Below are 23,560 nucleotides of genomic sequence, written 5' to 3'. Positions count from 1 at the left end.
CCTTTGCGTAATGATCAGGCGATCGCGGTCAGCGATGCTCGATAAAACGGCAGGATCAGGTCCCGTGTCAATGGCGCCAGGCTGACACCGCCATCGGTGGCCGGGTCGATCCAGATCACTTCTTCGATCTCTGCCTCCGGGGTGACATTCGAATCAATATTCAGCTGAAAGAGCTCGGCGTGTACGACAAAACCCGGCTCGTTGGCGGCCGGTGCCGAGAAGTGACCGAGGTAAACGGCCTGCGCCGGGTCGATGTCCAGACCCAGCTCTTCTTCCAGCTCCCGGGCCAGGGCGTGAACCGGCAATTCATGGGGCTCGATCTTGCCACCCGGCTGCATGAACGCCGTGGTGCCGCGCTTGCGCACCAGCAACGTGCGGCCGTCAGGGCCGATCAACAGGGCGGCGGCGATGCGAATAGTCCCGGAAACAGGCATGGGAAACGTCGACATAAACAGAAGGCCCTTGACTCAAAAGCGGCAAGGATCACATGTCCGCCCTGTAGAAGCGAGCTTGCTCCGGGCGGCGTTCCGACGATGGTCGTGAACGAAAACGCGTAAAACCAGATGCCCATCGGCGCCCTCAGGTTTATCGCGAGCAAGCTCGCTCCTACAGTTTCCTTTATGCAGCTTCCTGGAAATCCATCTCCGGTGGCTGCCGACGGAAACCACCGGTCAACACCGCCAGGTACACCACGCCAATCGCCAGCCAGCTCAACCCCAGATACACCGCCAGATGATCGAGGCTGACCATCAGCCACAAATCCGCTGCCAGGCCGATGAACGGGAACAGCAGGAACAGCACGAACTCACGCGGGCCTTTTTTCTCACCACCGATCCAGTAATGAAAGATCACCGACAGGTTGACCAGGCTGAACGCCAGGAACGCGCCGAAGTTGATGAACGAGGTCGAGGTGGTGACGTCCAGTTTCAGTGCCAGTAACGCCACCACCGCGCACAGCAGGATGCTGTTGATCGGCGTACCGAAGCGTTCGTGCAGGGTGCCGAAAAACGCTTTCGGCAACACGCCGTCGCGGCCCATGGCGTACAGCAGTCGCGAACCACTGGCCTGGGCCGACAGTCCCGAGGCGAACTGGCCGACGATCAGGCCGATCAGGAAGATCGACACGAACAGGTCGCCACCGATGTTGCGGGCAATTTCATAGGCCGCCGAGTCGACGTTGTCGAACTGGAACGACGGATGAGCAATCTGCACGAAGTACGAGACGCCGACGAAGATCAGCCCCCCGATCAGGGTGATCAGCATGATCGCCCGGGGAATGGTGCGGCGTGGATCGCGGGTTTCTTCGGTCAGGGTGCTGACCGCGTCGAAGCCCAGGAACGAGTAACAGGCGATGGCCGCGCCGCTCATGATCAGCGGCATCTGCATGTCGCCATTGAAGAACGGTTTGATCGACCACAACGGCGTACTCGCATCACCACCGACGTAATGCACGCACAGCGCGACGAAGGCGATCAGCACCAAAAACTGCACCAGCATCAGTAAGGCATTGATGCCGTTGGCCAGTTTCAGGCCGACGATATTGATCGCGCTGGTGATGCCGATGAACGCCAGCACCCAGATCCACTGCGGCACCGCAGGGAATGCGGAGTTGAGGTAGGCCGCGCCGATCAGCCAGATCGCCATTGGCAAAAACAGATAATCGAGCAACACCGCCCAACCGGCGATGAACCCGAGTTTCGGGCTGATGGCCTTGCGCACATAGCTGTAGGCCGAGCCGGCCACCGGGAACGCCGAGGCCATGCGCCCGTAGCTCATGGCGGTGAAGAACATGGCCACCAGCGCCGCGAGGTACGCGGCCGGCACCATGCCGGCGGTGGATTGGGCGAGGATGCCAAAGGTGCCGAGCACAATGATCGGCGTCATGTAGGCGATGCCAAACAGCACCACCGACCCTAATGACAAGGTGCGTTGTAAACGAGCCATGAGCGACTACTCCGGAATTATTAGATTTATGGCAGAGCCGAGTTCGGCGCAAATTACGGGTGTTGCATTGTTGTTCTTCGATCAGACGGGTGTGTTGTCCGGAAGGGCCTCATCGCGAGCCTGCTCGCGAAGGCGTCAGCCCAGCCAACACGGAATCCGGATCAGCGCGCAGGAATCAGCAGCTCCCGCACGCCAGAAACATGCTCAACCACCTCCCCCGGCAACCTCAGCCGCTGATCATCCAGATAGCGATAATCCTGGCGCGCCGCTGTCAGCTGGTTCAGGTCCAGCTCGACCGCAAACTGCCCTTCCTCGCGTCCGGCTTCGAACAACAAGGTGCCCAGCGGATCGACCAATGCGCTGCCACCGGCAAACAACAAACCACCGTCACCCTCTTCCACCCGGTTGACCATCAGCGCAAACGCCTGGTTTTCCTGGGCGCGGGCCATGATCGCGGTGCGGTGGGTCGGACCGTAGGGGTCCATGTTGCCGTTGGTCACCAGCAGCAACTCGGCACCCAGTTGCGCCAGGGCGCGGGCGCTTTCGGGGAATTCGATGTCGTAGCAAATCAGCAGGCCCACGCGCACGCCGTTCCACAGGCAGGTGGCGTAGCGATCGCCCGCCTCGTAGACACCGCGATCCGAGGCCCACAAATGAGTCTTGCGGTATTTCAGCGCGATGCCTTCGGGGGTGATCAACAACGTGGTGTTGTAGAAGCGGCCGTTGTCGTTCTCGGCCATGCCGATGGCCACGGCGATATTGCGCTCGCGGGCGGCGGCGATCACCGCACTGACGGACGGGCCGTCCAGCGCCTCGGCCACCTCGGCCACGGACTCGGCCGAAGGGAATCCCATCAAGTGGCCTTCGGGGAACAGGATCAGCTGCGTATCGGCAGCGCACGCAGCCATCGCCGCCAGGGTGCGTTCGAGGTTGTAAGCCGTATCGTTGTCACGGCCTGCCAATTGGGCGAGTTCGACCTTCATGGGTATTCCTTGTTATGGACCGGGCGGCAGAAAGATTGCCCGGTCGGTGTCTGTGCGCCAGTATGCGCAGCAAGCAACCGGGCGGGGAATTACGCCGCTGGGGTAACACGATAGGGGTAGATGCATGACACTCTCGTTGGACGACATCGCCTGGCACCGCTCGGTGGGGCAACTGATCGACGCCCTGGACAAGCCCAATTTCTGGACCCAGCTTGTACGCCTGCTGGACCAGTACGTGTCCTTCGACAGCTGGGTGGCGCTGCTTTTCAGTGCCGATCAGCGCCCCCAGGTGTTCGCCGAATGCCCCGGCGAAGACGGCAGCCCTGACCAGTTGTTCCAGGATTACCTGCGCGGCCTGTACCTGCTCGACCCCTTCTATATCGCCTGCCGCGAGCAGTCTCGCACCGGGCTGTATCGCCTGTCGGAAGTCGCCCCGGAGCACTTCGAGCTGACCGAGTATTACCAGCGCTACTTTCGTCTGAATGTGGTGGCCGACGAAATCCAGTTCAATTGTCAGCTCGAAGGCGACCGCACGCTGTGCCTGTCGCTGGGCAGCACGCAGCGCTTCAGCAGCCAGCAGATCGCCTTGTTGTCGTTGATCCAGCCGTGGGTGCTCGGTTTGTTGCGCCAGCGTCTACCCTATGAAATCAACGAAGTCGTGGCCCTGGCCCCCGCACCGCCGCAAGCCGACTGGCGGGTACAGCTGGAGGCCTCGGTGCAGCAACTCAAAGGCGCGCAGTTGACCGCCCGGGAGCTGGATGTCGGGCGCTTGATGCTCAGCGGTTGCTCCAGTAAAGAAATCGCCCGTAAGCTGGAAATCTCTGTCGAAACCGTGAAAGTCCACAAGAAACACATGTACAGCAAGCTGGGGATCAAATCCCAGTCCGAGCTGTTTTCGATTTTTCTCCAGGCACAAAATGCCTGACAGCCCAGTGGAGTGCTTTGCTTTTATGTGGGAGCGGGCTTGCTCGCGAAAGCGGTGTGTCAGTCAACAAAAATGCTGGATGTGACTCCGTCTTCGCGAGCAAGCCTGCTCCCACAGGGGATCTCTGTATCCATGCACCCGCTGCGCTGAACGTTATTGAGTCCGAACCCAAGGAAACCGTATGAGCCTGTCACTCCTGAGCCGCTACGCCTTCTTTGCCGCCTGCGTGATTTTCACCCTCGCCAGCCTGCCGTTTCTTGAATACGACTGGCTCTGGCCAATCACCGCCGTCACCGCCGTCCTGAGCCTGATCGGCCTGTTCGATCTGCTGCAAAGTCCCCACGCCGTGCGGCGTAATTACCCGATCCTCGGCAATATCCGTTATCTGGTCGAAGGCATCCGCCCGGAAATCCGCCAGTACCTGCTCGAATCCGACAGTGACGCCCTGCCCTTCTCCCGGGCCCAGCGCTCGCTGGTCTATTCCCGGGCCAAGAATGAAACCGCCGACAAACCCTTCGGCACGCTGATTGACGTGTACCAGTCGGGTTTCGAATTCATCGGCCACTCCATGCGCCCGGCGCCGTTGAGCGACCCTAGCAGTTTCCGGGTGACAGTCGGTGGCCCACAGTGCACCCAGCCGTATTCGGCGTCGGTGTTCAATATCTCGGCCATGAGTTTCGGCTCCCTCAGCGCCAACGCCATCCGCGCCTTGAACCAGGGTGCCAAGCTCGGCAATTTCGCCCATGACACCGGCGAAGGCAGCATCAGCCCCTATCACCGGGAAAACGGCGGCGACCTGACCTGGGAGCTGGGCAGCGGTTACTTTGGCTGCCGCACCAGCGACGGCCGCTTCGACCCGGAACGCTTTGCGGCACAAGCCCGGACGCCGCAGGTGCGGATGATCGAAATCAAGATGAGCCAGGGCGCCAAACCGGGCCACGGCGGCATCCTGCCCAAGCACAAGGTCACCAAAGAAATCGCCGAAACCCGCGGCATCCTGATGGGTGAAGACTGTGTGTCACCGTCGCGCCACAGCGCGTTTTCCACGCCGATCGAAATGATGCATTTCATCGCACAGCTGCGTGAACTGTCTGGTGGCAAACCGGTGGGTTTCAAGTTCTGTCTCGGCCATCCGTGGGAGTTCATGGGAATCGCCAAGGCCATGCTAGAGACGGGCATCCTCCCGGACTTCATCGTGGTCGATGGCAAGGAAGGCGGCACCGGCGCCGCGCCCGTGGAATTCACCGACCACATCGGTGTGCCGATGCGCGAAGGTCTGTTGTTCGTGCACAACACCCTGGTGGGCTTGAACCTGCGGGACAAGATCAAACTTGGCGCCAGCGGCAAGATCGTCAGCGCCTTCGACATCGCCAGCGTGCTGGCCATCGGTGCCGACTGGGCCAACTCCGCGCGCGGCTTCATGTTCGCCATCGGCTGCATCCAGTCGCAGAGCTGCCACACCAACAAATGCCCCACCGGTGTCGCCACCCAGGACACCCTGCGCCAGCGCGCGCTGGTGGTGCCGGACAAGGCCCAGCGCGTATTCAACTTCCACCGCAACACCCTCAAGGCCCTGGCGGAAATGCTCGCCGCCGCCGGCCTCGAACACCCGTCGCAGCTGTCGGCCAAGCACCTGGTGCGACGCATGTCGGCGACCGAGATCAAGCTGTTCTCGCAATTGCACGTGTTCCTCAAGCCGGGCGAGTTGCTGACCGGTGAGGTGAATGGCGAGTTTTATTCGCGGATGTGGCAGATGGCGCAGGCGGACAGTTTCGAACCTAATGACGTGGTTGCGGCTTGAACCTGTGCCAGCGCTGAAAGACTGAGACGACTTCAGCGCTCACCGTCCAGAATGTACAGACGCGCCTCAACCTCCTCGCCCTTGAGCGTCTGCGTCTGTTTCCACCACGGAGGAAAGGTCAGTACATATTCAGGGCGGGGCCTGCCAGTCACCCACCAGACTCTTTTAGAGCTGAGTTTCACCGTTGAGACATTGTTGAAAAAAATCCAGTCCAAACGCTGGGGGATCAGAAGCCAGCCACCAAAATCGAGGGGACCGTTCGGTCCACCGGTCGGCGAACTGGAGATATATAGCCTCGGTTGAATCCCCGTGCTGTTGTAATAACTGAACGGCAAATACCAGTAAATGCCGTCAACCACGATCTCGTCGCCAGCCTCGGCCTGACGCTTGATGCCTTCGGCCAAAGTGTCCAACCTGGCCATTTTACGAATAAAGGTTCCGTTCAACCCGTCTTGCTGCGAATAAACGTTCAGCAATCCATGCACTTCCCCTGTGATAAAAGCGCTCAAGCAGAGGAACGCAATGACAGGCCGGTGCTCAGCCAATCGATCCAGCGCAACAGCGACGATCAGGGGCAAACCGGCTGCTGCAAACACCAGATACCTGGGAACGAAGATCGGAACGGCCCATGACAAAAAAAACACCGTGATAACTGGCACGAAGAAGTAAGCGATGAGCAGCAAGGTTGAACGACGATCGCGGCGCCGATACCGCAACGACACAACACAGCAGGCGATCATCAAGCCCGAGACAATCAGCGCCCCCCGTAACCCGCCATCCGAAGCCGATATCATCGCCGCACATTGCGCGATAAAGCTCGGCAATATTTCCCATGTGGTGGGCGCGATCCATTCGAGTCCTTTCATTTTCCAAGCCTGGTCAATGAAATGCGGTAACCAGGGCGAATACAACGTGACAATCGCTACATTGGCCGCCAACCATTTCCGCCCAGGTAATGATGCCGATTCGCCGCTGCCCACCCCCGACCAATACACCCAATGCACCAGCACACACAACGCCGCAAAGTAGTGCGTGTAAAAAGCCGATGTCATCAGCAGCACATACATCACGGGGTAACGTTTGAGATGCGGTTGCCGGCTCCAACATACCAACGCGACCGTGGCGGCCATCAGCCAGAATCCGAGCAAGGCGTACATGCGCGCTTCCTGGCTGTAACGCACCGAAATCGGCAGCAACACCAGTAACACACCGGCGATCAAAGCCGCCCTGCGCGTAGCAATTAGACTCATCAGTTTGATACACAGCACCAGTGTGCCGATATCGGCCAGCGTACTCAGGCTTCGCGCTGAAAAGGTGCTGTTGCCAAACACCATAGTCCAGTAGTGGAGAATCAAGTAATACAACGGAGGGTGAACATCCCCCGCCGTAATTGCCCAGATCTGCGCTGGCGAACGCTCGCTCAACAGCAGGCTATATGCTTCGTCATACCAGATCACTGGCACTGAAATTCCGTGAAGGCGAGCGACAAGGGCCAGCATGACCAAAATGAGGACTGGACCGTAGACAACCAGGCGTTGCCGCCGCACTTGAGCATCGACCAAGCGATCCATTGCGCTCATGGGATTCTCTCCATTGAGGCTCGATCTACCGGTTCATTAATACTTCTGGTGATTTCCTTGATCACATACCGGGGTCGATGCTTGGACTCCATGTAAATACGCCCGACGTATTCACCCAGAATGCCAATGCCAATCAGCTGTACCCCCCCCAAAAACAAAATGGCGGCCATCAGAGACGGGTACCCCGGCACGTTATTGCCAAACAGCACCTTGTCCAGAACCATGTAAGCCGCATACATAAGCGCTATCAGAGAGATGATGCCGCCGATGTAGGACCATACGCGCAACGGCACAGTACTGAACGAAGTGATGCCCTCAAGTGCCAGATTCCATAGCTTCCAGAAATTGAACTTGCTTTTTCCAGCCACCCGTGGAGCACGATCGTACTCAATGACTTTCGTGTTGAACCCTGCCCATGACAGCACACCTTTCATGAACAACTGCTGCTCGGGAAGGCTCTTGATGACTTCAACGACCTTTCTATCCATCAAGCGAAAGTCGCCAACGTTTTCCTCGATGCGAGTCGATGCAATCTGATTGAGTAGCCGATAGAACAGGCTTGCGAAATGACGTTTGAAATAACTGTCGGCCAAACGGTTTCGTCGTTTTGCCAGCACCACATCAGCCCCATTGATCCATTCTTCGATGAGCCGCGAAATGACACTGATTGGATCCTGCAGATCCACATCCATGGGAATGAGGGCATCGCCAGTTGCATGTTCCAACCCGGCAAACAAAGCCGGTTCCTTGCCGAAGTTGCGTGAGAAACTGATCACCACCACACTGCTGTCGACCAAGGCAATCGTATTGGCAAGGTCGGATGTTCCGTCTGTACTGCCATCGTTGATAAACACGATTTCAATTTGGTACTCGCGCAAGCTCGGATCCTGACGCACGGCCTGGTAGAACACCCCGATAGCCTGCTCTTCATTGAACACAGGGACAATCAGTGAAACCTTCATACCTTGTGCTCGCGAAATACTACGAAACGCGAATAAAGGAACCCGCAAGTCAGGCTTAACAACGAAAACGAGGCAACGGTCACCAATCCGTGAATGCGCCACTTGTCAGCAAAAAAACCGACGCCGAAACTCGATACACCCATGACGCAAACAAACAGTAGGTATCGCAATATCGTCACCTTTGTATCGAATGTATAAAGGGCATTCGCATAGAAGGAGAATGATGCAGCGACGCAAAACGCTGCAAAATTACTGGTTGCCTGGGTGAGTTCGGCAGCATTGATGAGTATAAAAAAACCTGCCTATGAAGGAGCGTATTGACCAGCCCGATGACCGCATAGGTAGAAAATCCCTTCCACAAAACATTCATGCCGACGCCCGCCAAGATCCCTGTTTCAGGAGCATTCAAACTAAGTGTTGCCGCCACAGCGGTCTACTGACAGAAATAACAGGCTGGTAAGGATTTCAGACCAGCGGTCATACTGACGATGTCGACACTTTTCACGCCCCTTCAGACTCACCAACGCAGAGCAGTGATCGGGGCCGGTTCCTTCATCACGATGAAACCGTAATCACCGATCAGGTAAATCCGGTAGAACTGGCTTTCCACCAGCGCCGGATAGCCCTGATAACCAACCCGCGTCGCGTTACGCCGCTCCCGCTCCGCCACCACGTTGGTGATCCCCGCTTTCGGCAGGTTCTCGGCCAGCATGTAAAAGTCGGTGTTGAGCAGGTAGTGCAGCACCGGCAACTGCTTGAATGAACCCGCCGCCGCCGCTAACCAGTAGTCGGAATAACTCACCGAGATGTAGATCCGCCTGGCCTCGCGCAGCGACTGGTGGCTGGCGATGTCGTAAGCAAGACCGGCCAGCGCCGTGGACGCGAAGGTTTTCTGCACCGTCAGCACCCGGCCATAGGCGAACGACAGCGACAACATGGCCAGCAGGGGAATCATCAACAGCAGCGGCAGCCGCTCATGGATCGACGCCAGCGCCAGATGACTCAAATAGCACAGCAACACCAACAGCACGGCGAAGCCCATCAAGGTGCGGGCGCCTTCGTTGAAGTCGCGGAAAAACAGCGCGACACCGGACACCAGCAGCGTCACCACCGGCAATGTCAGCAAACACATCAGGCCGATCAACAGCTTCTTCGGTCCGCTGTCCTGACGCGCCGCTACGCTTAATCCCAACTGCACCGCCCCGGCTATCGCAAGCAGCAGTAACCCGCCAAACACCCAGAGCCATCCGCCATGGAACAGCAGCACGACTTTTTCCAGGACCCGGGCAATGTTGATCTGGATCTGCAATAAAGGATTCGCCGCCCAATTGAGCAGCAATGTGCGATTGGAGTCCATGAACGGATAAGCACTGACGCTGTAGATCAACCCGCCAAGTATGAACTGGGCGGCTTTCCAGCCCAGCAGGTCGCGCCATGGCACCGGGGCCGTTTTATCGTTGGCGGCCCTGAGCAACTCCAGGCAACACAGGCCCAGAAACACATTCAGGCTGATCTGATACAAACCCAACGCCAGTGCAATCAGGAACGACGGCACCAGCCACTGCACGCTGCGCCACGGGTGGCGAAAGGTGATCGCATAGATCACCGCCACCAGGCTCAGGGCCGTCGCGGGACCGTCGTATTGATAGGACAGGTTTTGCAGGAAGAACGGGTTGTACCAGAGCGGCAACAGCACCAGGCAACAAGCGATGGTGGGCTTGCAAAAGTAATGGAACGTCAGGCTGGTCAGCGCCGTCGCCATGGCCAGCGTGGCAATCAACAAGGGCAAGGGAAAGATGTTCGGCGCGGCATGGCTGAAGGTTAGCGCGTTGTAGAACAGCTGAGTGAAGAGTCGGCCCTGTTCGGCCCAGGCCATGCCCGCCGACAGCGAGCGCCAGTTGTCATCGATGTAAGGGTAGTCCACGAGGATCAATGGCAGGACATACACCAAGGTCGCGAACAGAAAAAACCGCCAGACCTGATGCCGGCTGAGCTCGCGAACGAAGAAGTCGCTGAACCGGCCCATGCTAACGCCTACCCCGGTCTTTACCGCCGACGATGTCCTTGATCACATAGCGCGGCCGGTGCTTGGCCTCGATGTAGATGCGACCGATGTACTCGCCGAGGATGCCGATGCCGATCAGTTGCACACCGCCGAGAAACAGGATCGCGGTCATCAGCGATGGATAACCGGGGACGCTGTTGCCGAAGAAAATCTTGTCCAGCACCATATACACCGCATAGAGCACCGCGAAAATCGAAATGCCGCCACCGACGTAAGTCCACAAACGCAGCGGCACGGTGCTGAACGAGGTCACACCTTCCAGGGCCAGGTTCCACAGCTTCCAGCCATTGAACTTGCTGCTCCCCGCCACCCTTCCTGCCCGCTCGAACTCCACCACCACGGTATTGAACCCGGCCCACGACAACACGCCTTTCATGAACAACTGGTGCTCGGGCAGGGAACGGATCACATCGACCACCTTGCGATCCATCAGCCGGAAGTCCCCGACGTTTTCCTCGATGCGGGTGTAGGCGATGCGATTGAGCACATGGTAGAAAATCGACGCGCTGTGACGCCTGAGGTAGCCGTCGACGTCCCGATTGCGGCGCTTGGCGAGTACCACATCGGCGCCCTTTTGCCATTGCTCGACCAATAACGGAATGACGCTGATCGGGTCTTGCAGATCGACATCCATGGGAATCACGGCATCGCCGCTGGCGTGTTCCAAGCCGGCAAACAGTGCCGGTTCCTTGCCGAAGTTGCGCGAGAAATTGATCAGCAGCACCTGATCATCCGCCTGGGCCAGTGCCGTGGCCTGTTCGGCCGTGCGGTCGGAACTGCCGTCGTTAATGAACACGATCTCGACGTCGGTGCCGCTGAGCTTCAACTCCCGTCGTACCGCCTGATAAAACAGGTCGATCGCCTGTTCTTCGTTGAACACCGGGACAATGAGCGACACTTTCATTGATCACGCTCGCGAAACACCACGTATTTGGAATACAGGAAGCCGAATACCAGGCTCAACGCCGAGAACAGGGCCACGGTGAGCAAACCATGCAATCGCCAGACATCGCCGAGATGGCCGACCCCCAGGCTCAATGCCCCCATGCCCAAAAGAAACAGCAGGTAACCTGCGACCGTGGCACTGGCGGCAAAGGTAAATTGCGCGTTCATGTAGAAAGAAAACGACGCAGCCACGCAGAAGGCCGCCAGGTTGCTGATTGCCTGGCTGAGGCCGGCCGCCACACTCAGCAGGAAAAAGATCTGCCAGTGGATCAGGGTGTTGGCGACCCCGATCGCCGTGTAACTGGACAGCCCTTTCCACAACAGTCTCATGTGAGGCTCCCGTTTCAGAACGTTGCATTCATTAGTATTTGAGCCTGTCTGCTGTCAGAAATCGCAGGTTTTTGGACCTTTCAGACCAGCGGTTGAGCCTTGAAGCAACGCCCGAGACATCCGGAAATATCCCGACTTTGCAATTGCCCGCGAATCAGTCCACCCTGCGCGCCGCCGATCGGGCGCGTGGCCTTTGCGCCCGCCACCAATCCCATTTTTACCCGCTGTTACGAGTCTGCTGTCATGACGTTAGCACGCGATCACCGGATCGACTTTTTTCGTGGTCTGGCACTGATCTTCATCTTTTGGGATCACGTGCCCCACAACCCTTTGGGGCAAATCACCCTGCGTAACTTCGGTTTCAGCGATGCGGCCGAGGTTTTCGTGTTTCTGGCTGGTTTTGCGGCCGTACTGGCGTACGGCAAAGTCCTGGCGCGCGAAGGTTTTCTGATCGCCTGCGTGAAAATCCTGCGCCGGGCGTGGGTGCTCTACGTGGTGCATATCTTCCTGCTGGCGATGCTGATGGGCATTGTGTTTTTTGCCAACAGCCACGTGGAAACACGGGATCTGGTGGAAGAAATGGGCATGCATCACTTCATCAGCAACCCGCAGCAGGCTCTGATCGATGAACTGCTGTTACGCTTCAAGCCGAACCTGATGGACCCGTTGCCGCTGTACATCGTGCTGTTGGCGGGCTTGCCCCTGGTGCTGCCGCTGCTGGTGCACAAGGCCTGGGTGGTGGTCGCGATGTCATTGGCGTTGTATCTGATGGTGCCGCTGGCTGGCTGGAACCTGGCGGCCATCAAGGACGGCGTATGGTATTTCAACCCGGTCGCCTGGCAGTTGCTGTTCGTGCTCGGCGGTGCCGCTGCGATTCACAGCCAGCGCCCGCGCCTGCCCGAGACGCGCCCATTGCTACGCCAGCCGTTGTTTGTCAGTGCGGCGCTGTATGTCGTGGTCGCGGGTGTGTTGACCGTGCTGTGGCGCTGGCCGGATATACACGATGCCGTGGTGCCGGCGAGCCTGCAGAACTTCCTGTACCCCATCAGCAAGACCGACCTGTCCCCGGTGCGCCTGCTGCATTTCCTCGCACTGGCCTACATCACGGCGAAACTGATTCCCGACAGCGGATGGACGCAAAACTGGCTCGCGCAGCAAAGTTGCCGAATGGGCCGTTTCTCGCTGGAGATTTTCTGCCTGGGCGTGCTGCTGGCACCATTGGCGGACATGATCAATGCGTTGACCGACGATGCTTTTGCCATGCAGATCTTCACGGCGCTGGTGGGTGCCGGGTTGATGGCGTTGCTGGCGGCGTGGCTGGAGTTCAACAAGCGGTTGAACCAGACAATCAAAAGATCACAGCCTGCGATCCATTGATCTTCAAAACCAAAAAGCCCCGATCATTTCGACCGGGGCTTTTGTCTTTCAGGCATTACGACTTACGAAGCCGAACGCGCCGCACCTTGCGAAACATTGGTCGGTTGCAGCTTGAACACGTAGAACAACACGGTCAGCAGCACCAGGAACGCAGGGCCCACATACAGCGCCACGCGGGTGTCCGGGAAGTACGCCATCAGGCCGACCACCAGCACCAGGAACGCCAGCGCCAGATAAGAGCTGATCGGGTACAGCCACATGCGGTATTTCAGGCCGGCCGCTTCGCTGGCGCTCAGGCCTTTGCGGAATTTCAGTTGGGCCAGCAGGATCATCGCCCAGGTCCAGATCGCGCCGAAGGTGGCAATCGCCGTCACCCAGACAAACACCTTTTCCGGCACCAGATAGTTCAGCAGTACGCCCAGCAGCAACGCGCCAATCGACAGCAGCAATGCACGCCGTGGTACGCCGTTGCTCGACGTTTTGGCGAACCCCGCCGGGGCCTGGCCGTTCTGCGCCAGGCTGTAGAGCATGCGCCCGGTACTGAAGATGCCGCCGTTGCAGGACGACAACGCCGCGGTGATCACCACGAAGTTGATGATACCCGCCGCGGTCTTGATGCCCAGCCGCTCGAAAGTCATCACGAACGGACTGCCCTGAGTACCGATTTCGTTCCACGGGTAGATCGACAGGATCACGAACAACGCGCCGACGTAGAACAGCAGAATCCGCCAGAACACAGAGCCGATGGCATTGGGGATGGTCTTTTGCGGGTTCTTCGCTTCACCGGCGGTCAGGCCGATCATTTCCACGCCGAGGTAGGCGAACATCACCATTTGCAGCGACATCAACACGCCTTGCACGCCGTTGGGCATGAAGCCGCCCTGGGTCCACAGGTTGGAAATCCCCAGGGCCACACCGTCGTTGCCGAAACCGAAGGCGATGATGCCGATGCCGCCGAACACCATTGCAATGATGGTGACGATCTTGATCAGGGCAAACCAGAACTCGAACTCACCAAAGGCCTTGACCGCGATCAGGTTGATCGAGCCCATGCTGATCAAAGCAGCGAGCGCCCAGATCCAGCGCGGCACATCGGGGAACCAGATACCCATGTAGACCGCCACGGCAGTGATTTCCGCGACGCAGGTCACCAGCCACAGGAACCAGTAGTTCCAGCCGGTCAGGAAGCCCGCCAGCGGGCCGAGGTAGTCTTGGGCGTAACGGCTGAACGAGCCAGCGACCGGATTGTGCACGGCCATCTCGCCGAGGGCGCGCATGATCACCAGGATTGCCAGACCGCCGATGATGTAAGACAGCATGATGGCCGGGCCGGCCATTTCGATGGCCTTGGCCGAGCCCAGGAACAGGCCGACACCGATACAGGCACCGAGTGCCATCAGGCGAATATGCCGCTCGCCGAGTTCACGTTTAAGCGAACCGCCCTGAGCGGTCTCGCCTTGGGGCAGGTGATTGCCTACGGGCATGGGGGACATCCTCGTCTTGTTATTGGATATGACCACCGAGTGGCGAAGCGCTGACCGATAAGCCATCGCCTCCCGAACCGGTTCTGCTTCGTGGGCAGAGTCGTCTTGTAGGAAAAACCCGCAAGATCAGTGGGAAAAACGGCGCCGAGTATTGCACAACAATGGTGCATCGTCATGCCCCTGCCAAAGTCTATAAAGCTCTAGTTCAAGTGTTTCAGCCCTCCTACCTACTGTGGCGAGGGAGCTTGCTCCCGTTGGACTGCAAAGCAGTCCTCAATTCAGCAACCATGATTTGTCGGGTTGATCCAGACCTCTGGTTTTGCGACTGCTGCGCAGCCGAGCGGGAGCAAGCTCCCTCGCCACTCGTTGCTTTGAATCCTTCAATAACCGGGGAAATTTCATTCAGCCAATGCAGATACAAGTAAGAAAACAAGGAGCTAGCGTATTTAGACAAACGCCAAAGGAAGCAACGGAATGCATCCCCATCCAAACTCACATCTATTGCGCCGTGGACGTTACTCGGAACAAGGTAGGGGTTATCTCATTACCGCAGTCGTACATCAGCGCCGCCGATTATTCGCGGATTGGCGGCTTGGACGCCTGTTGGTTGAGGAGCTCAGGCGAGCCCATGATCAAAAATGGGTCAACTCAATGGCCTGGGTCATCATGCCGGACCACTTCCACTGGTTAATACAGCTTGAGCGGCACACGCTGGCGCAACTCATGCAGGCCATAAAATCTCGCAGCACTCTCACGATCAACCGGGAATTGAACGAAAGAGGAGCCTTCTGACAAACCGGCTACCACGACCGGGCCATCCGCGACGGAGAAGATCTTCTACCGTTCGCTCGCTACATCGTTGCCAATCCACTCAGGGCGGGGCTTGTGGATAAAATTGGCGACTATCCGCTCTGGGATGCGTGCTGGCTGTGAGGTCAAATGGCTGGCTGATCCTCTTGCTCCCGCTAGACTGCGCAGCAGTCGTAAAGCCGGTGAAACATATCATCCAGACAAATCGCATTTGCCTGCCTGGGGGCCGCTGCGCAGCCCAGCGGGAGCAAGCTCCCTCGCCACAAAAAGAGGCCATTACCCGACATTTTGCCCTTCACATTTTTTTCACCTTCGCCAACCACCGTCTAAGCTTCAGTGAAGTCCGATCAATCTGCGTGAATGGATCAGTCGACTATGGGCGCTTTGTGGCAAACCGATTCGAGTAAAACCGTGGTTCCGAATGAACGTGAGGATGAAGCGCCTATTCCTGAAAAACCCCGTCGCTCCAGGCACGGATGGGGAGCGTTCTGGCTATTGCTGTTGATAATCGCGATTGTCGTGGGGCTGGCGGCTGCGAGGGAAATGCGTACCTCGAGGTTCCAGGCCCGGGAAGTCAGCAAATACGCCGCGTCCCTGAACTATGAGCTCAAACCCGGCCCCAGCGATGCGATTCGCTATCCGGGCGACGGTCCGTTCGATCGGCGCCTGGGCTACAGCTCGCTGGATGAGTTCCTGCCGCGCCTGATCAAGCGAAATTTCGTCGTCGAAGCACAAACCCGCTTTTCCCCGGCGCTGTTGAAGTACAGCGACAAGGGCCTGTTCGTGCCTTATGCCGAGAAAATCCAGGCCGGGCTGTCGATCACCGATTGCCGTGCAGCCCCGCTGTACCAGTACAACTATCCGCAGCAGCTTTATTCAAGCTTTGCCTCGATCCCGCCGGTGGTGGTCAACAGCCTGCTGTTCATCGAGAACCGCTTCCTGCTCGACCCCAAGCAACCGCTGGCCAACCCGGCGGTGGACTGGCCGCGGTTCGGCATGGCGGCGTGGTCCCAGGTGGCCAAGCTGTTACACGTGCCAGGCCAATCCGCCGGTGGCAGTACCCTGGCCACGCAACTTGAGAAGTACCGGCATTCCCCCGATGGCTTGACGGTCAATGGCGCGGAAAAGATTCGCCAGATGATTTCCGCCACCGTGCGCGCCTACCAGGCCGGGCCACAAACCCTCGAAGCCCGGCAGAACGTGGTTCGCGACTACCTCAACAGCGTGCCGTTGTCGGCCGTACCGGGCCACGGTGAAGTGCACGGTATGGCTGAAGGGTTGCGTGTGTGGTACGGCTCCGACTTCAATCAGGCCAACGAAGCTCTTTCCAGCACCGCGACGGATCCAAAAACCATGGCGGAAAAAGGCCTGGCCCTGCGTGAAATGCTGTCGTTGATGATTGCCCAGCGCCGCCCGTCGCATTACCTGACCAAGGGTCACGATGAACTGGCCGACCTCACCGACAGCCATATTCGCCTGCTGGCGCAAAACAGTGTGATCGATGCTCAGCTCGCCGCAGCAGCCCTGGCCAGCAAAGTGACCTACCGCGACTGGGCCACCCAGCCGACCATTCAACCGATCGAAGCCAACAAGGGCATCAGTGTCGCGCGCAGCCGTCTGGCCGGCATGCTCAATCGTCCGCTGTATGACCTCGACCGCCTCGACCTCTCCGCCACCAGCACCCTGCAAGGCGAGTTGCAAGCCGAGGCCACCGAGTACCTGAAAAAACTGGCCGACCCTGAGTTTGCCACGCAAATCGGCCTGATCGGCGAACGCCTTCTGACCACCACCAGCACCACCCAGGTGCGCTACAGCTTCACTCTGTTCGAACTGACTCCGGACGGCTCGCGGGTTCGGGTGCAGACCGACAGCACCGACCAGCCATTCGACATCAACGAAGGCAGCAAACTGGAACTGGGCTCTACCGCGAAAATGCGCGTGCTGACCACCTACCTGCAAATCATCTCCGAGCTGCACGACAAATACGCCGGCATGGCTGTCCCGGAACTGAAGAAAGTCGACGTGCCGGATCAGGACCGCCTGAGCCGCTGGGCGGTCGATTACCTGATCGAGAACAAGGACCGCGACCTGCAAAAAATGCTCGGTGCAGCCTTGGACCGTAAATACTCCGCCAGCCCTGGCGAGGCATTCTTCACCGGGGGTGGCCTGCATGTGTTCCACAATTTCCGCAAGGAAGACAACGGCCGGATACCGACCCTGCGCGACGCCCTGCGCGAGTCGATCAACCTGCCGTTCATTCGCCTGATGCGTGACCTGGTGCGCTACACCACCTACTCCGGCCCGAACAGCAGTGCCGAACTGCTCAAGGACGACCGCGACCCGCGGCGCCAGGAATACCTGGCCGAATTCGCCGACCACGAGGGCAATTCGTTCCTGCTCAAATTCTGGAAAAAGTACAAGAACAAGGACACCCAGGACCGGCTCGACACCTTCCTGGATAGCATGCGGCCGACCCCGATCCGCATGGCCGCCGTACACCGCTACCTGCTGCCACAGGCCACTCAGGAAAGCTTCAACGCCTTCGTGCGCTCGCACCTCACGGGTGCCAAGCTCACGGAAAAACTCACTGACGAACGTCTCGTGCGGCTCTACGAGGGCTACGGCCCCGGCTCCTACGACCTGCCGGACCAGGGCTTCATCGCCAAGGTTCACCCGCTGGACCTGTGGCTGATGGGCTACCTGCTCAATCACCCCGACGCCAAGTGGGGTGAAATCGTCAAAGCCAGCCAGTTCGAGCGCCAGGAGGTCTACAGCTGGCTGTTCAAAAGCAGGCACAAGGGTGCCCGCGACAGTCGCATCCGCACCATGCTGGAGATCGAAGCGTTCCTCGACATCCACCAGCGCTGGCAGAAGGTCGGCTATCCGTTCGACCACCTGGTACCGTCGCTGGCCACCGCCATCGGCAGCTCCGGCGACCGTCCCGCCGCCTTGGCCGAATTGATCGGCACCATCCTCAACGATGGCGTGCGCATGCCGACCCTGCGTATCGACAGCCTGCATTTCGCTGCGAACACGCCCTATGAAACCCAACTGATCAATGACCCGGACGTCGGCAAACGGGTGATGCCATCCGAGGTGGCGACCGCCATGCGCGAAGCCCTTTCACAGGTGGTAGATGCCGGTACGGCCAAGCGCGTGGCCGGCAGTTTCAAACTGCCGGATGGCAGCCCGCTGGCCATGGGCGGCAAGACCGGTACTGGTGACAACCGTATCGAAGCCATCGGTTCCGGCGGACGGATCCTGAGTTCGAAATCGCTCAACCGCACGGCCACGTTCGTGTTCTACATCGGCGATACCCACTTCGGCACCCTGACCGCGTACGTGCCGGGTCGCTCGGCGGAGAGCTTCACTTTCACCTCGGCGTTGCCGGTGCAGGTGCTCAAAGGCATGGCGCCGATTCTGACGCCGTACCTGCAACCGGGCACCCACACGATGTGCCAGCCAACCGCGGCAACGGCTGTTCGCTAAGCATTACCAAAAACCAGTGCCGAGGTGGCGGTAACTATCTATTTTTCACTCCTTGATTTTGGGAGGCTCGGGGCAAAACAGACATCCTTTAGAACCAGTTTTTGAGCTTTTTTCGGGGGCCACGCGTACCTAGTCTGTTCGTTCCATTATTGATCAACGGACGATCAGACAATGCCCAACCCCTATAAGACTCCAGACTCGCTCGCCAATGACCTGGCCGATAAAAGTATCCATTTCGAACGGGTCGAACAGGCCATCCCTTCCTGGCTGAAAGACACTTCCATCACTCGCGTCAATGAACTGAAAGCCGACAGGGTGATCCTTCCAGACCCGCTGCGGGACGCCACCCAGGCGCTGCAGCAACGACTGAAGCACGGCATCAAGCTCAGCTGGACTGCGCAAAACGAAGTAGATCGCGCACTGAGCGAACTGCAGGATGTCTACGCATTTGCCCGTCCCATCCTGCAACAGGCACTGAAGGACCGTTTCGGCGTCGACGACGATGTCGAGCAGACCTGGCTACATTTGTATGCACCGGTGAAAACATCCTGGTGGGTGCATGACTTTTCAGGCGGCACCACCAGCCGGACCGTTTCGCTACTGGACGCCGCCCTGCATAATTTTTCGCTCGACGAGTCATTTCACCAAGACTCCGAGTTCATCACCCGCCCCGACGCTCGCGGGCATTTCGGGGTCAAACACCTCAAGCACAAACTGAGCATCGATCAGTTCAAATCACTGTGCCGCGAACTGAACATCGGTGCCAGATACCAACAGCATCTGAACGAGTTTTTGCTGTCGACCAACAGAGTGGCGAGCAATTACCTGCGTTACATCGTCATTCGCAGTCAGAAAAGCGCGTTGAATGTTGCGGCACAAATGGCCCTGATGAAAAAGGACATCGACCAGGAGGCCTATGACGTCGTGCAAGGCATGCTCGACGATCGTTCACAACTGCAATGGCACGGTCAGCCCGTCGGCTATTACAACCTGTCGATGATGGACACGCGCCTGGTTGGCATTGTGCTGATCGCCCCCGATGTATTCACCGCCACAGGTGCCGTCCCGGTCCTGGCGTATGTTCCCCATGACCCGGAGCATCCGCTCAAGCTGTACCCGTCGACGCTCGATTTCATGGCGCAACTGACACGCCAGCTGCGCGATGGCACCTCCAGCAAAAGTTATCAACAGTACTTCAGCCAGTTCGTGCCCCATCAGCAACGCGGGCATTTCTTCGCCGGACTCAATGACCGCCTGAGCACAATCGAATGGCAGCCGGTCCCACCTGGCTCCAGCTTGCCCAGTTGGCGTGAAACGCCCGTGGCCAACCCCGACTTGAAGTTCAGCCTGTCGAGCGTCAAGACCGACCGAGAGACTGTGTTCAAGAATGATCTCTGGGGCTACTACTACCGCCAGAAGCTCAACAAGATTCTCAACGATGGGCGGGAAATCGCGATTTCCACCGAGTACGCCGATCGTATGGCCCGCTGGGCCTGGTGGGATAACCTGGAAAAAATGCTGTCGGACATTCTCAACGTCGCGCTGCTGGTGGCCACGCCGCTTGTCCCCGGCCTTGGCGAGTTGATGCTGGCCTACACCGCCTATCAACTGACCGATGAAGTGGTCGAGGGTATCGTCGACCTGGCCGAGGGTCATTTTGCCGAGGCGGCAGAACAGACCATCAGCGTGCTGGAAAGCGTCGTCCAGTTGGGCGCATTTGCCGCGGGCGGCGCAATCGGCAATGTCGCGCGCGCGAAGCTCTCGCCGTTTTTCGAAGGACTCAAGCCGGTGCAAACGGCCGATGGGCGGACGCGGTTGTGGAACCCGGACCTCGCCCCCTATCAACAATCTGACCTGGCCTTGCCCACAGACGCCAGGCCCGATGCACAGGGGATTTACCAGCATCAAGGGCAACAGATTCTGCGACTGGACGATCAATTGTTCGCCGTGCAAACAGACCCGGTAACCGGACAACACCGCATTCAACATCCACAACGCCCCGACGCGTATACCCCGAACCTGCGGCACAACAGTCATGGTGCCTGGGTCAGTGAAACGGAGAACCCGCGCGAGTGGGAAGGCACGACCCTGATGCGTCGCCTGGGCCATACGACCGACGCATTCAGCGACACACAACTGGAGCGGATCCGTCAGATCAGCGGTACTGAAGAGGCCGAACTGCGCAGGATGCACATCGAGCACGCCCCGCCGCCGCCCTTGCTGACCGACACCCTGCAACGCCTGGGGGCACCGGTGAATCCACCTCCTGCGTTGTCCCCCGAAATGGCTGCACTTTTCAGCGAATTTCCCGAACTGCCCGGCCCCGTCGCGAAAAAAATCTTCGCCGGCGCCACCCATTCGGAACGCCAGCAGACTACCCGACACAAGCGCCTGCCCTTGCGCCTGAAAAGCCAGGCCCGGGAACTTCAGTTCGAGACCCAGGCGGTGCGCGCCGCCCACGGCCTGTACGACAACGCGCTGGTCAGTCGCGATACCGAACGCCTGGTGCTGGGCACCCTGCGGACGCAAACCGATACCTTCGGCAACCTGCGCATCGAAATCCGCCAAGGCGCGCTCGACGGCGAACTGCGATGCAGCGCCGGGCCGGAAGATGCAGCACAAGTAAGGGTCATGATTCGCGACGAATCCGGAAAATACGAAGTACGTGACGCCGAGGATCAGCAGATCCACGCAGCCGATGATTTTCTTCCAGCCCTGCTCCAGGCCATGGGCCGGGATGGGCGCAGAGCGGTGGGATATCGAGCGGGGGATATCGGGTTCTTCAAGCACTGGATCATCGCCAAGACCGAGACACCGAGCGAGCGCCGGGCGGTTCTGGCCACGCCACCGATTCGTACAGTGGCCGAGCACGAGACCATGCTGTTGGTACGTGGAGGAGGCCTAAGCAAGGAAGGAAAAACACTGCACGAACGAATTCAGGATCTTCATCCGCACTTCAGTGAGGCCGAGGTTGATACGTTCGCGAACGCCCTGATCGAAAAGGGCGAGCCAATGAAGCTTCTGGAAGAACAAGAAAACGATCTCGACCAACTGCGCAAACTCGTCGATCTCTGGGAGATCCAATCCGCCGGGCTGGATGCCGATAATCCGATTCCTTTGCGTGGCGTCCGGCAACACATTGCCCAGGGCTTGCTCGACTGTTTTGAGCGAAAAAACACCAATCTCGGTAGCCGTACCGATCCGCACCGTTATGCGCTGGATCTGTCAGTGGACCTGCTGCCGCTGGACCTGGAATCCGGGTGGCCGGAACGACCGCAGCTAAAAAGGTTTCTGGACAAGGTCACGATCCTGAAACTCGACAACACGCGCTTTTCCGGCAAGGCGAACGGCTTGTTGAAAGACTTCCCCGACCTTCGCGAACTCAGCGCCAGCCAGTGCGAGCTGACAGGCCTGCCGGAACACATTGGCACCATGCATCGGCTGGAACGCCTGCGCTTGAGTGACAACGAGATCGTTCTGGACACCCAAGCAGTGGAGAAACTAAAGCACCTGACCTATCTGGAAATACTCAAGCTCGATGAAAATCCGTTGGGACGGTCTGTGGATATCTCACTTATGCCCCGGCTGAAAGTCGTAGGGTTGAGAGACACCGTGATCATGACCTGGCCCAAAGGCGTTTTGAGCAATCCCAGGCCCCGCGGCTTCCTGCTGGACCTTCGAGACAACCCGATCAGCCTGATTCCCAACGTGGTCCCCGGCACCCCACAAGCCTGGGTAGTGGGGCGTACCCGGCTCGATGTCGGCAATCTGTCGGAACCGAACCAGTTGCTCTACCAGGAAATCCGCCGCTCAATGGCGCTGCCTCCGGAACCTATCGTGCCCTCTAATACTCAGTCAGAGCTGATGATCAGCTCGAACTACAGCGCTGACCACTGGAATGATGTGCCTGGCTGGGGCGTCGATCGGGCCAACCTTTGGTCTGAACTGATCGACGAGCCCAAGGCCGAGCGGTTCATGACTGTACTGCTCAACACCAAAGACACTGCCGACTACCGGGCCGGCGGCCGGGCTCAGGATCAATTGCTACAAAGGGTCTGGCGCATGCTCGATGCCGTGCACGTCGACACCCGCTTGCGGGAAAAGCTATTCACCATGGCAATCGCACCGGTGGACTGTGCCGATGCCGGCGCACAGCTGTTCAACCACATGGGCATCAACGTGCTCGCCTCCGAGGCCTACTCCTACTCCATCGATGCGGCAGAGCTTGAGCAGAAACTGGTGACCGTGGCCAAAGGTGCGGCGCGACTGGAACAAGTGAACGACATTGCCCGGGCCGACGTTGCCAGCCGTGGCGGCAACCCTGATGAGGTCGAAATCTATCTGGCTTATCAGACCGGGTTGGCACAACGCCTGGGCTTGCCCTGGCAATCGGAAGGCATGCTCTACCGGCCAGTCTCGGGCGTCACCGACAGCATGATCGATCAAGCCTATGACACGGTGCTGGCCCTGGGCGAAGTCGATGGTCTGGTGAACAGAATGCTCGAGCAAGACTTTTGGGGAAACTACCTGATTGAACGCTACTCGGTTGAAGTGGAGGCGAACAAACACCGCTATCAGAGCCTGTTCGACCAGTTGGAAACCTTGCGCACCACGCAGCGCGAATGGCTCGAGTCGACGTCAGACATTGAGAAAGCCGACCTGCGCAACCGGCTCTGGGAACTCATCAACGTTCTGCCCGTTCCAGAGACCGTAGTCTTTGCCGATGAGCCCATCAGCGAATCTGACTTCGATCGTTTTCTCATCGACCTGGGTGACGAGGAGAAACAGATGGCGAGACAACTGACCCGAGAGGCGCTGCGCAAAGCCGGCCAATAAAGTCCACAAAGCAAGTCAAAGGCAGCCTG

14 protein-coding genes and 2 pseudogenes are annotated in these 23,560 nt (G+C 58.7%); 6 read left to right on the top strand and 10 right to left on the bottom strand.

Annotated features, from left to right (window positions below; translation table 11 throughout):
- Positions 1–14: 14 nt before the first annotated feature.
- From KGA85_RS01895 to KGA85_RS01885, 3 genes are all read right to left on the bottom strand, one after another.
- On the bottom strand, positions 15–449 hold the full coding sequence (locus KGA85_RS01895; protein WP_223542862.1) for an NUDIX hydrolase: 435 nt from the start codon (positions 447–449) through the stop codon (positions 15–17).
- Positions 450–618: 169 nt separating this feature from the next.
- Entirely contained in the window at positions 619–1,944 is a 1,326-nt protein-coding gene (locus KGA85_RS01890) for an APC family permease (RefSeq protein WP_046041027.1), read from the bottom strand.
- A gap of 161 nt (positions 1,945–2,105) precedes the next feature.
- Positions 2,106–2,927 (bottom strand): carbon-nitrogen hydrolase family protein, encoded by an 822-nt coding sequence (locus KGA85_RS01885; protein WP_223458719.1) that lies wholly within the window; start codon positions 2,925–2,927, stop codon positions 2,106–2,108.
- A gap of 124 nt (positions 2,928–3,051) precedes the next feature.
- Between KGA85_RS01885 and KGA85_RS01880 the strand changes: the two genes are divergently transcribed.
- Together KGA85_RS01880 and KGA85_RS01875 are read left to right on the top strand one after the other, a co-directional pair.
- The gene (locus KGA85_RS01880; protein WP_008000231.1) at positions 3,052–3,852 is read left to right on the top strand and encodes a helix-turn-helix transcriptional regulator; all 801 of its coding nucleotides are present in this window, start codon (positions 3,052–3,054) and stop codon (positions 3,850–3,852) included.
- A 181-nt stretch (positions 3,853–4,033) separates the two neighbouring features.
- On the top strand, positions 4,034–5,653 hold the full coding sequence (locus KGA85_RS01875) for an FMN-binding glutamate synthase family protein (protein WP_223458716.1): 1,620 nt from the start codon (positions 4,034–4,036) through the stop codon (positions 5,651–5,653).
- A gap of 32 nt (positions 5,654–5,685) precedes the next feature.
- Here the strand turns inward: KGA85_RS01875 and KGA85_RS01870 are convergent, their stop codons facing one another.
- The 6 genes and pseudogenes from KGA85_RS01870 to KGA85_RS01845 form a co-directional block, all read right to left on the bottom strand.
- A complete protein-coding gene (locus tag KGA85_RS01870; protein WP_223458714.1) occupies positions 5,686–7,233 on the bottom strand; it encodes a glycosyltransferase family 39 protein in 1,548 nt (515 codons plus the stop codon).
- Positions 7,230–8,195, bottom strand: a complete 966-nt coding sequence (locus tag KGA85_RS01865; RefSeq protein WP_223458712.1) for a glycosyltransferase family 2 protein — start codon at positions 8,193–8,195, stop codon at positions 7,230–7,232. The genes KGA85_RS01870 and KGA85_RS01865 overlap by 4 nt, the downstream gene beginning before the upstream one ends.
- Positions 8,192–8,565, bottom strand: a pseudogene (locus KGA85_RS01860) (GtrA family protein). The gene KGA85_RS01865 and the pseudogene KGA85_RS01860 overlap by 4 nt, the downstream one beginning before the upstream one ends.
- A gap of 147 nt (positions 8,566–8,712) precedes the next feature.
- Complete coding sequence (locus tag KGA85_RS01855; RefSeq protein ID WP_223458709.1) at positions 8,713–10,221, bottom strand: glucosyltransferase domain-containing protein; 1,509 nt, start codon at positions 10,219–10,221, stop codon at positions 8,713–8,715.
- Between the two features lies 1 nt (position 10,222).
- Positions 10,223–11,164 (bottom strand): glycosyltransferase family 2 protein, encoded by a 942-nt coding sequence (locus KGA85_RS01850; protein ID WP_223458708.1) that lies wholly within the window; start codon positions 11,162–11,164, stop codon positions 10,223–10,225.
- Positions 11,161–11,535, bottom strand: coding sequence for a GtrA family protein (locus KGA85_RS01845; protein WP_223458706.1), 375 nt, complete (start codon positions 11,533–11,535; stop codon positions 11,161–11,163). Before KGA85_RS01845 ends, KGA85_RS01850 begins: the two co-directional genes overlap by 4 nt.
- Positions 11,536–11,778: 243 nt before the next feature.
- Here KGA85_RS01845 and KGA85_RS01840 point away from each other — a divergent pair, with 243 nt between their 5' ends.
- Positions 11,779–12,912 (top strand): OpgC family protein, encoded by a 1,134-nt coding sequence (locus KGA85_RS01840; protein WP_223458704.1) that lies wholly within the window; start codon positions 11,779–11,781, stop codon positions 12,910–12,912.
- 62 nt (positions 12,913–12,974) lie between these two features.
- Here the strand turns inward: KGA85_RS01840 and KGA85_RS01835 are convergent, their stop codons facing one another.
- Positions 12,975–14,396 (bottom strand): amino acid permease, encoded by a 1,422-nt coding sequence (locus KGA85_RS01835; protein ID WP_223458701.1) that lies wholly within the window; start codon positions 14,394–14,396, stop codon positions 12,975–12,977.
- Positions 14,397–14,870: 474 nt separating this feature from the next.
- Here KGA85_RS01835 and KGA85_RS01830 point away from each other — a divergent pair.
- From KGA85_RS01830 to KGA85_RS01820, 3 genes and pseudogenes are all read left to right on the top strand, one after another.
- Positions 14,871–15,329, top strand: a pseudogene (locus KGA85_RS01830) (REP-associated tyrosine transposase).
- Positions 15,330–15,581: 252 nt separating this feature from the next.
- A complete protein-coding gene (locus KGA85_RS01825; RefSeq protein WP_223458699.1) occupies positions 15,582–18,695 on the top strand; it encodes a transglycosylase domain-containing protein in 3,114 nt (1,037 codons plus the stop codon).
- A gap of 171 nt (positions 18,696–18,866) precedes the next feature.
- Entirely contained in the window at positions 18,867–23,531 is a 4,665-nt protein-coding gene (locus KGA85_RS01820) for a dermonecrotic toxin domain-containing protein (RefSeq protein ID WP_223458697.1), read from the top strand.
- The last annotated feature ends 29 nt before the right edge of the window (positions 23,532–23,560 follow it).

Source organism: Pseudomonas sp. GL-B-12 (assembly GCF_019955895.1).
Classification (GTDB): Bacteria; Pseudomonadota; Gammaproteobacteria; order Pseudomonadales; family Pseudomonadaceae; genus Aquipseudomonas.
Note: the sequence above shows the minus strand (reverse complement) of the source record. Positions and strands in the feature narration are given on the sequence as shown.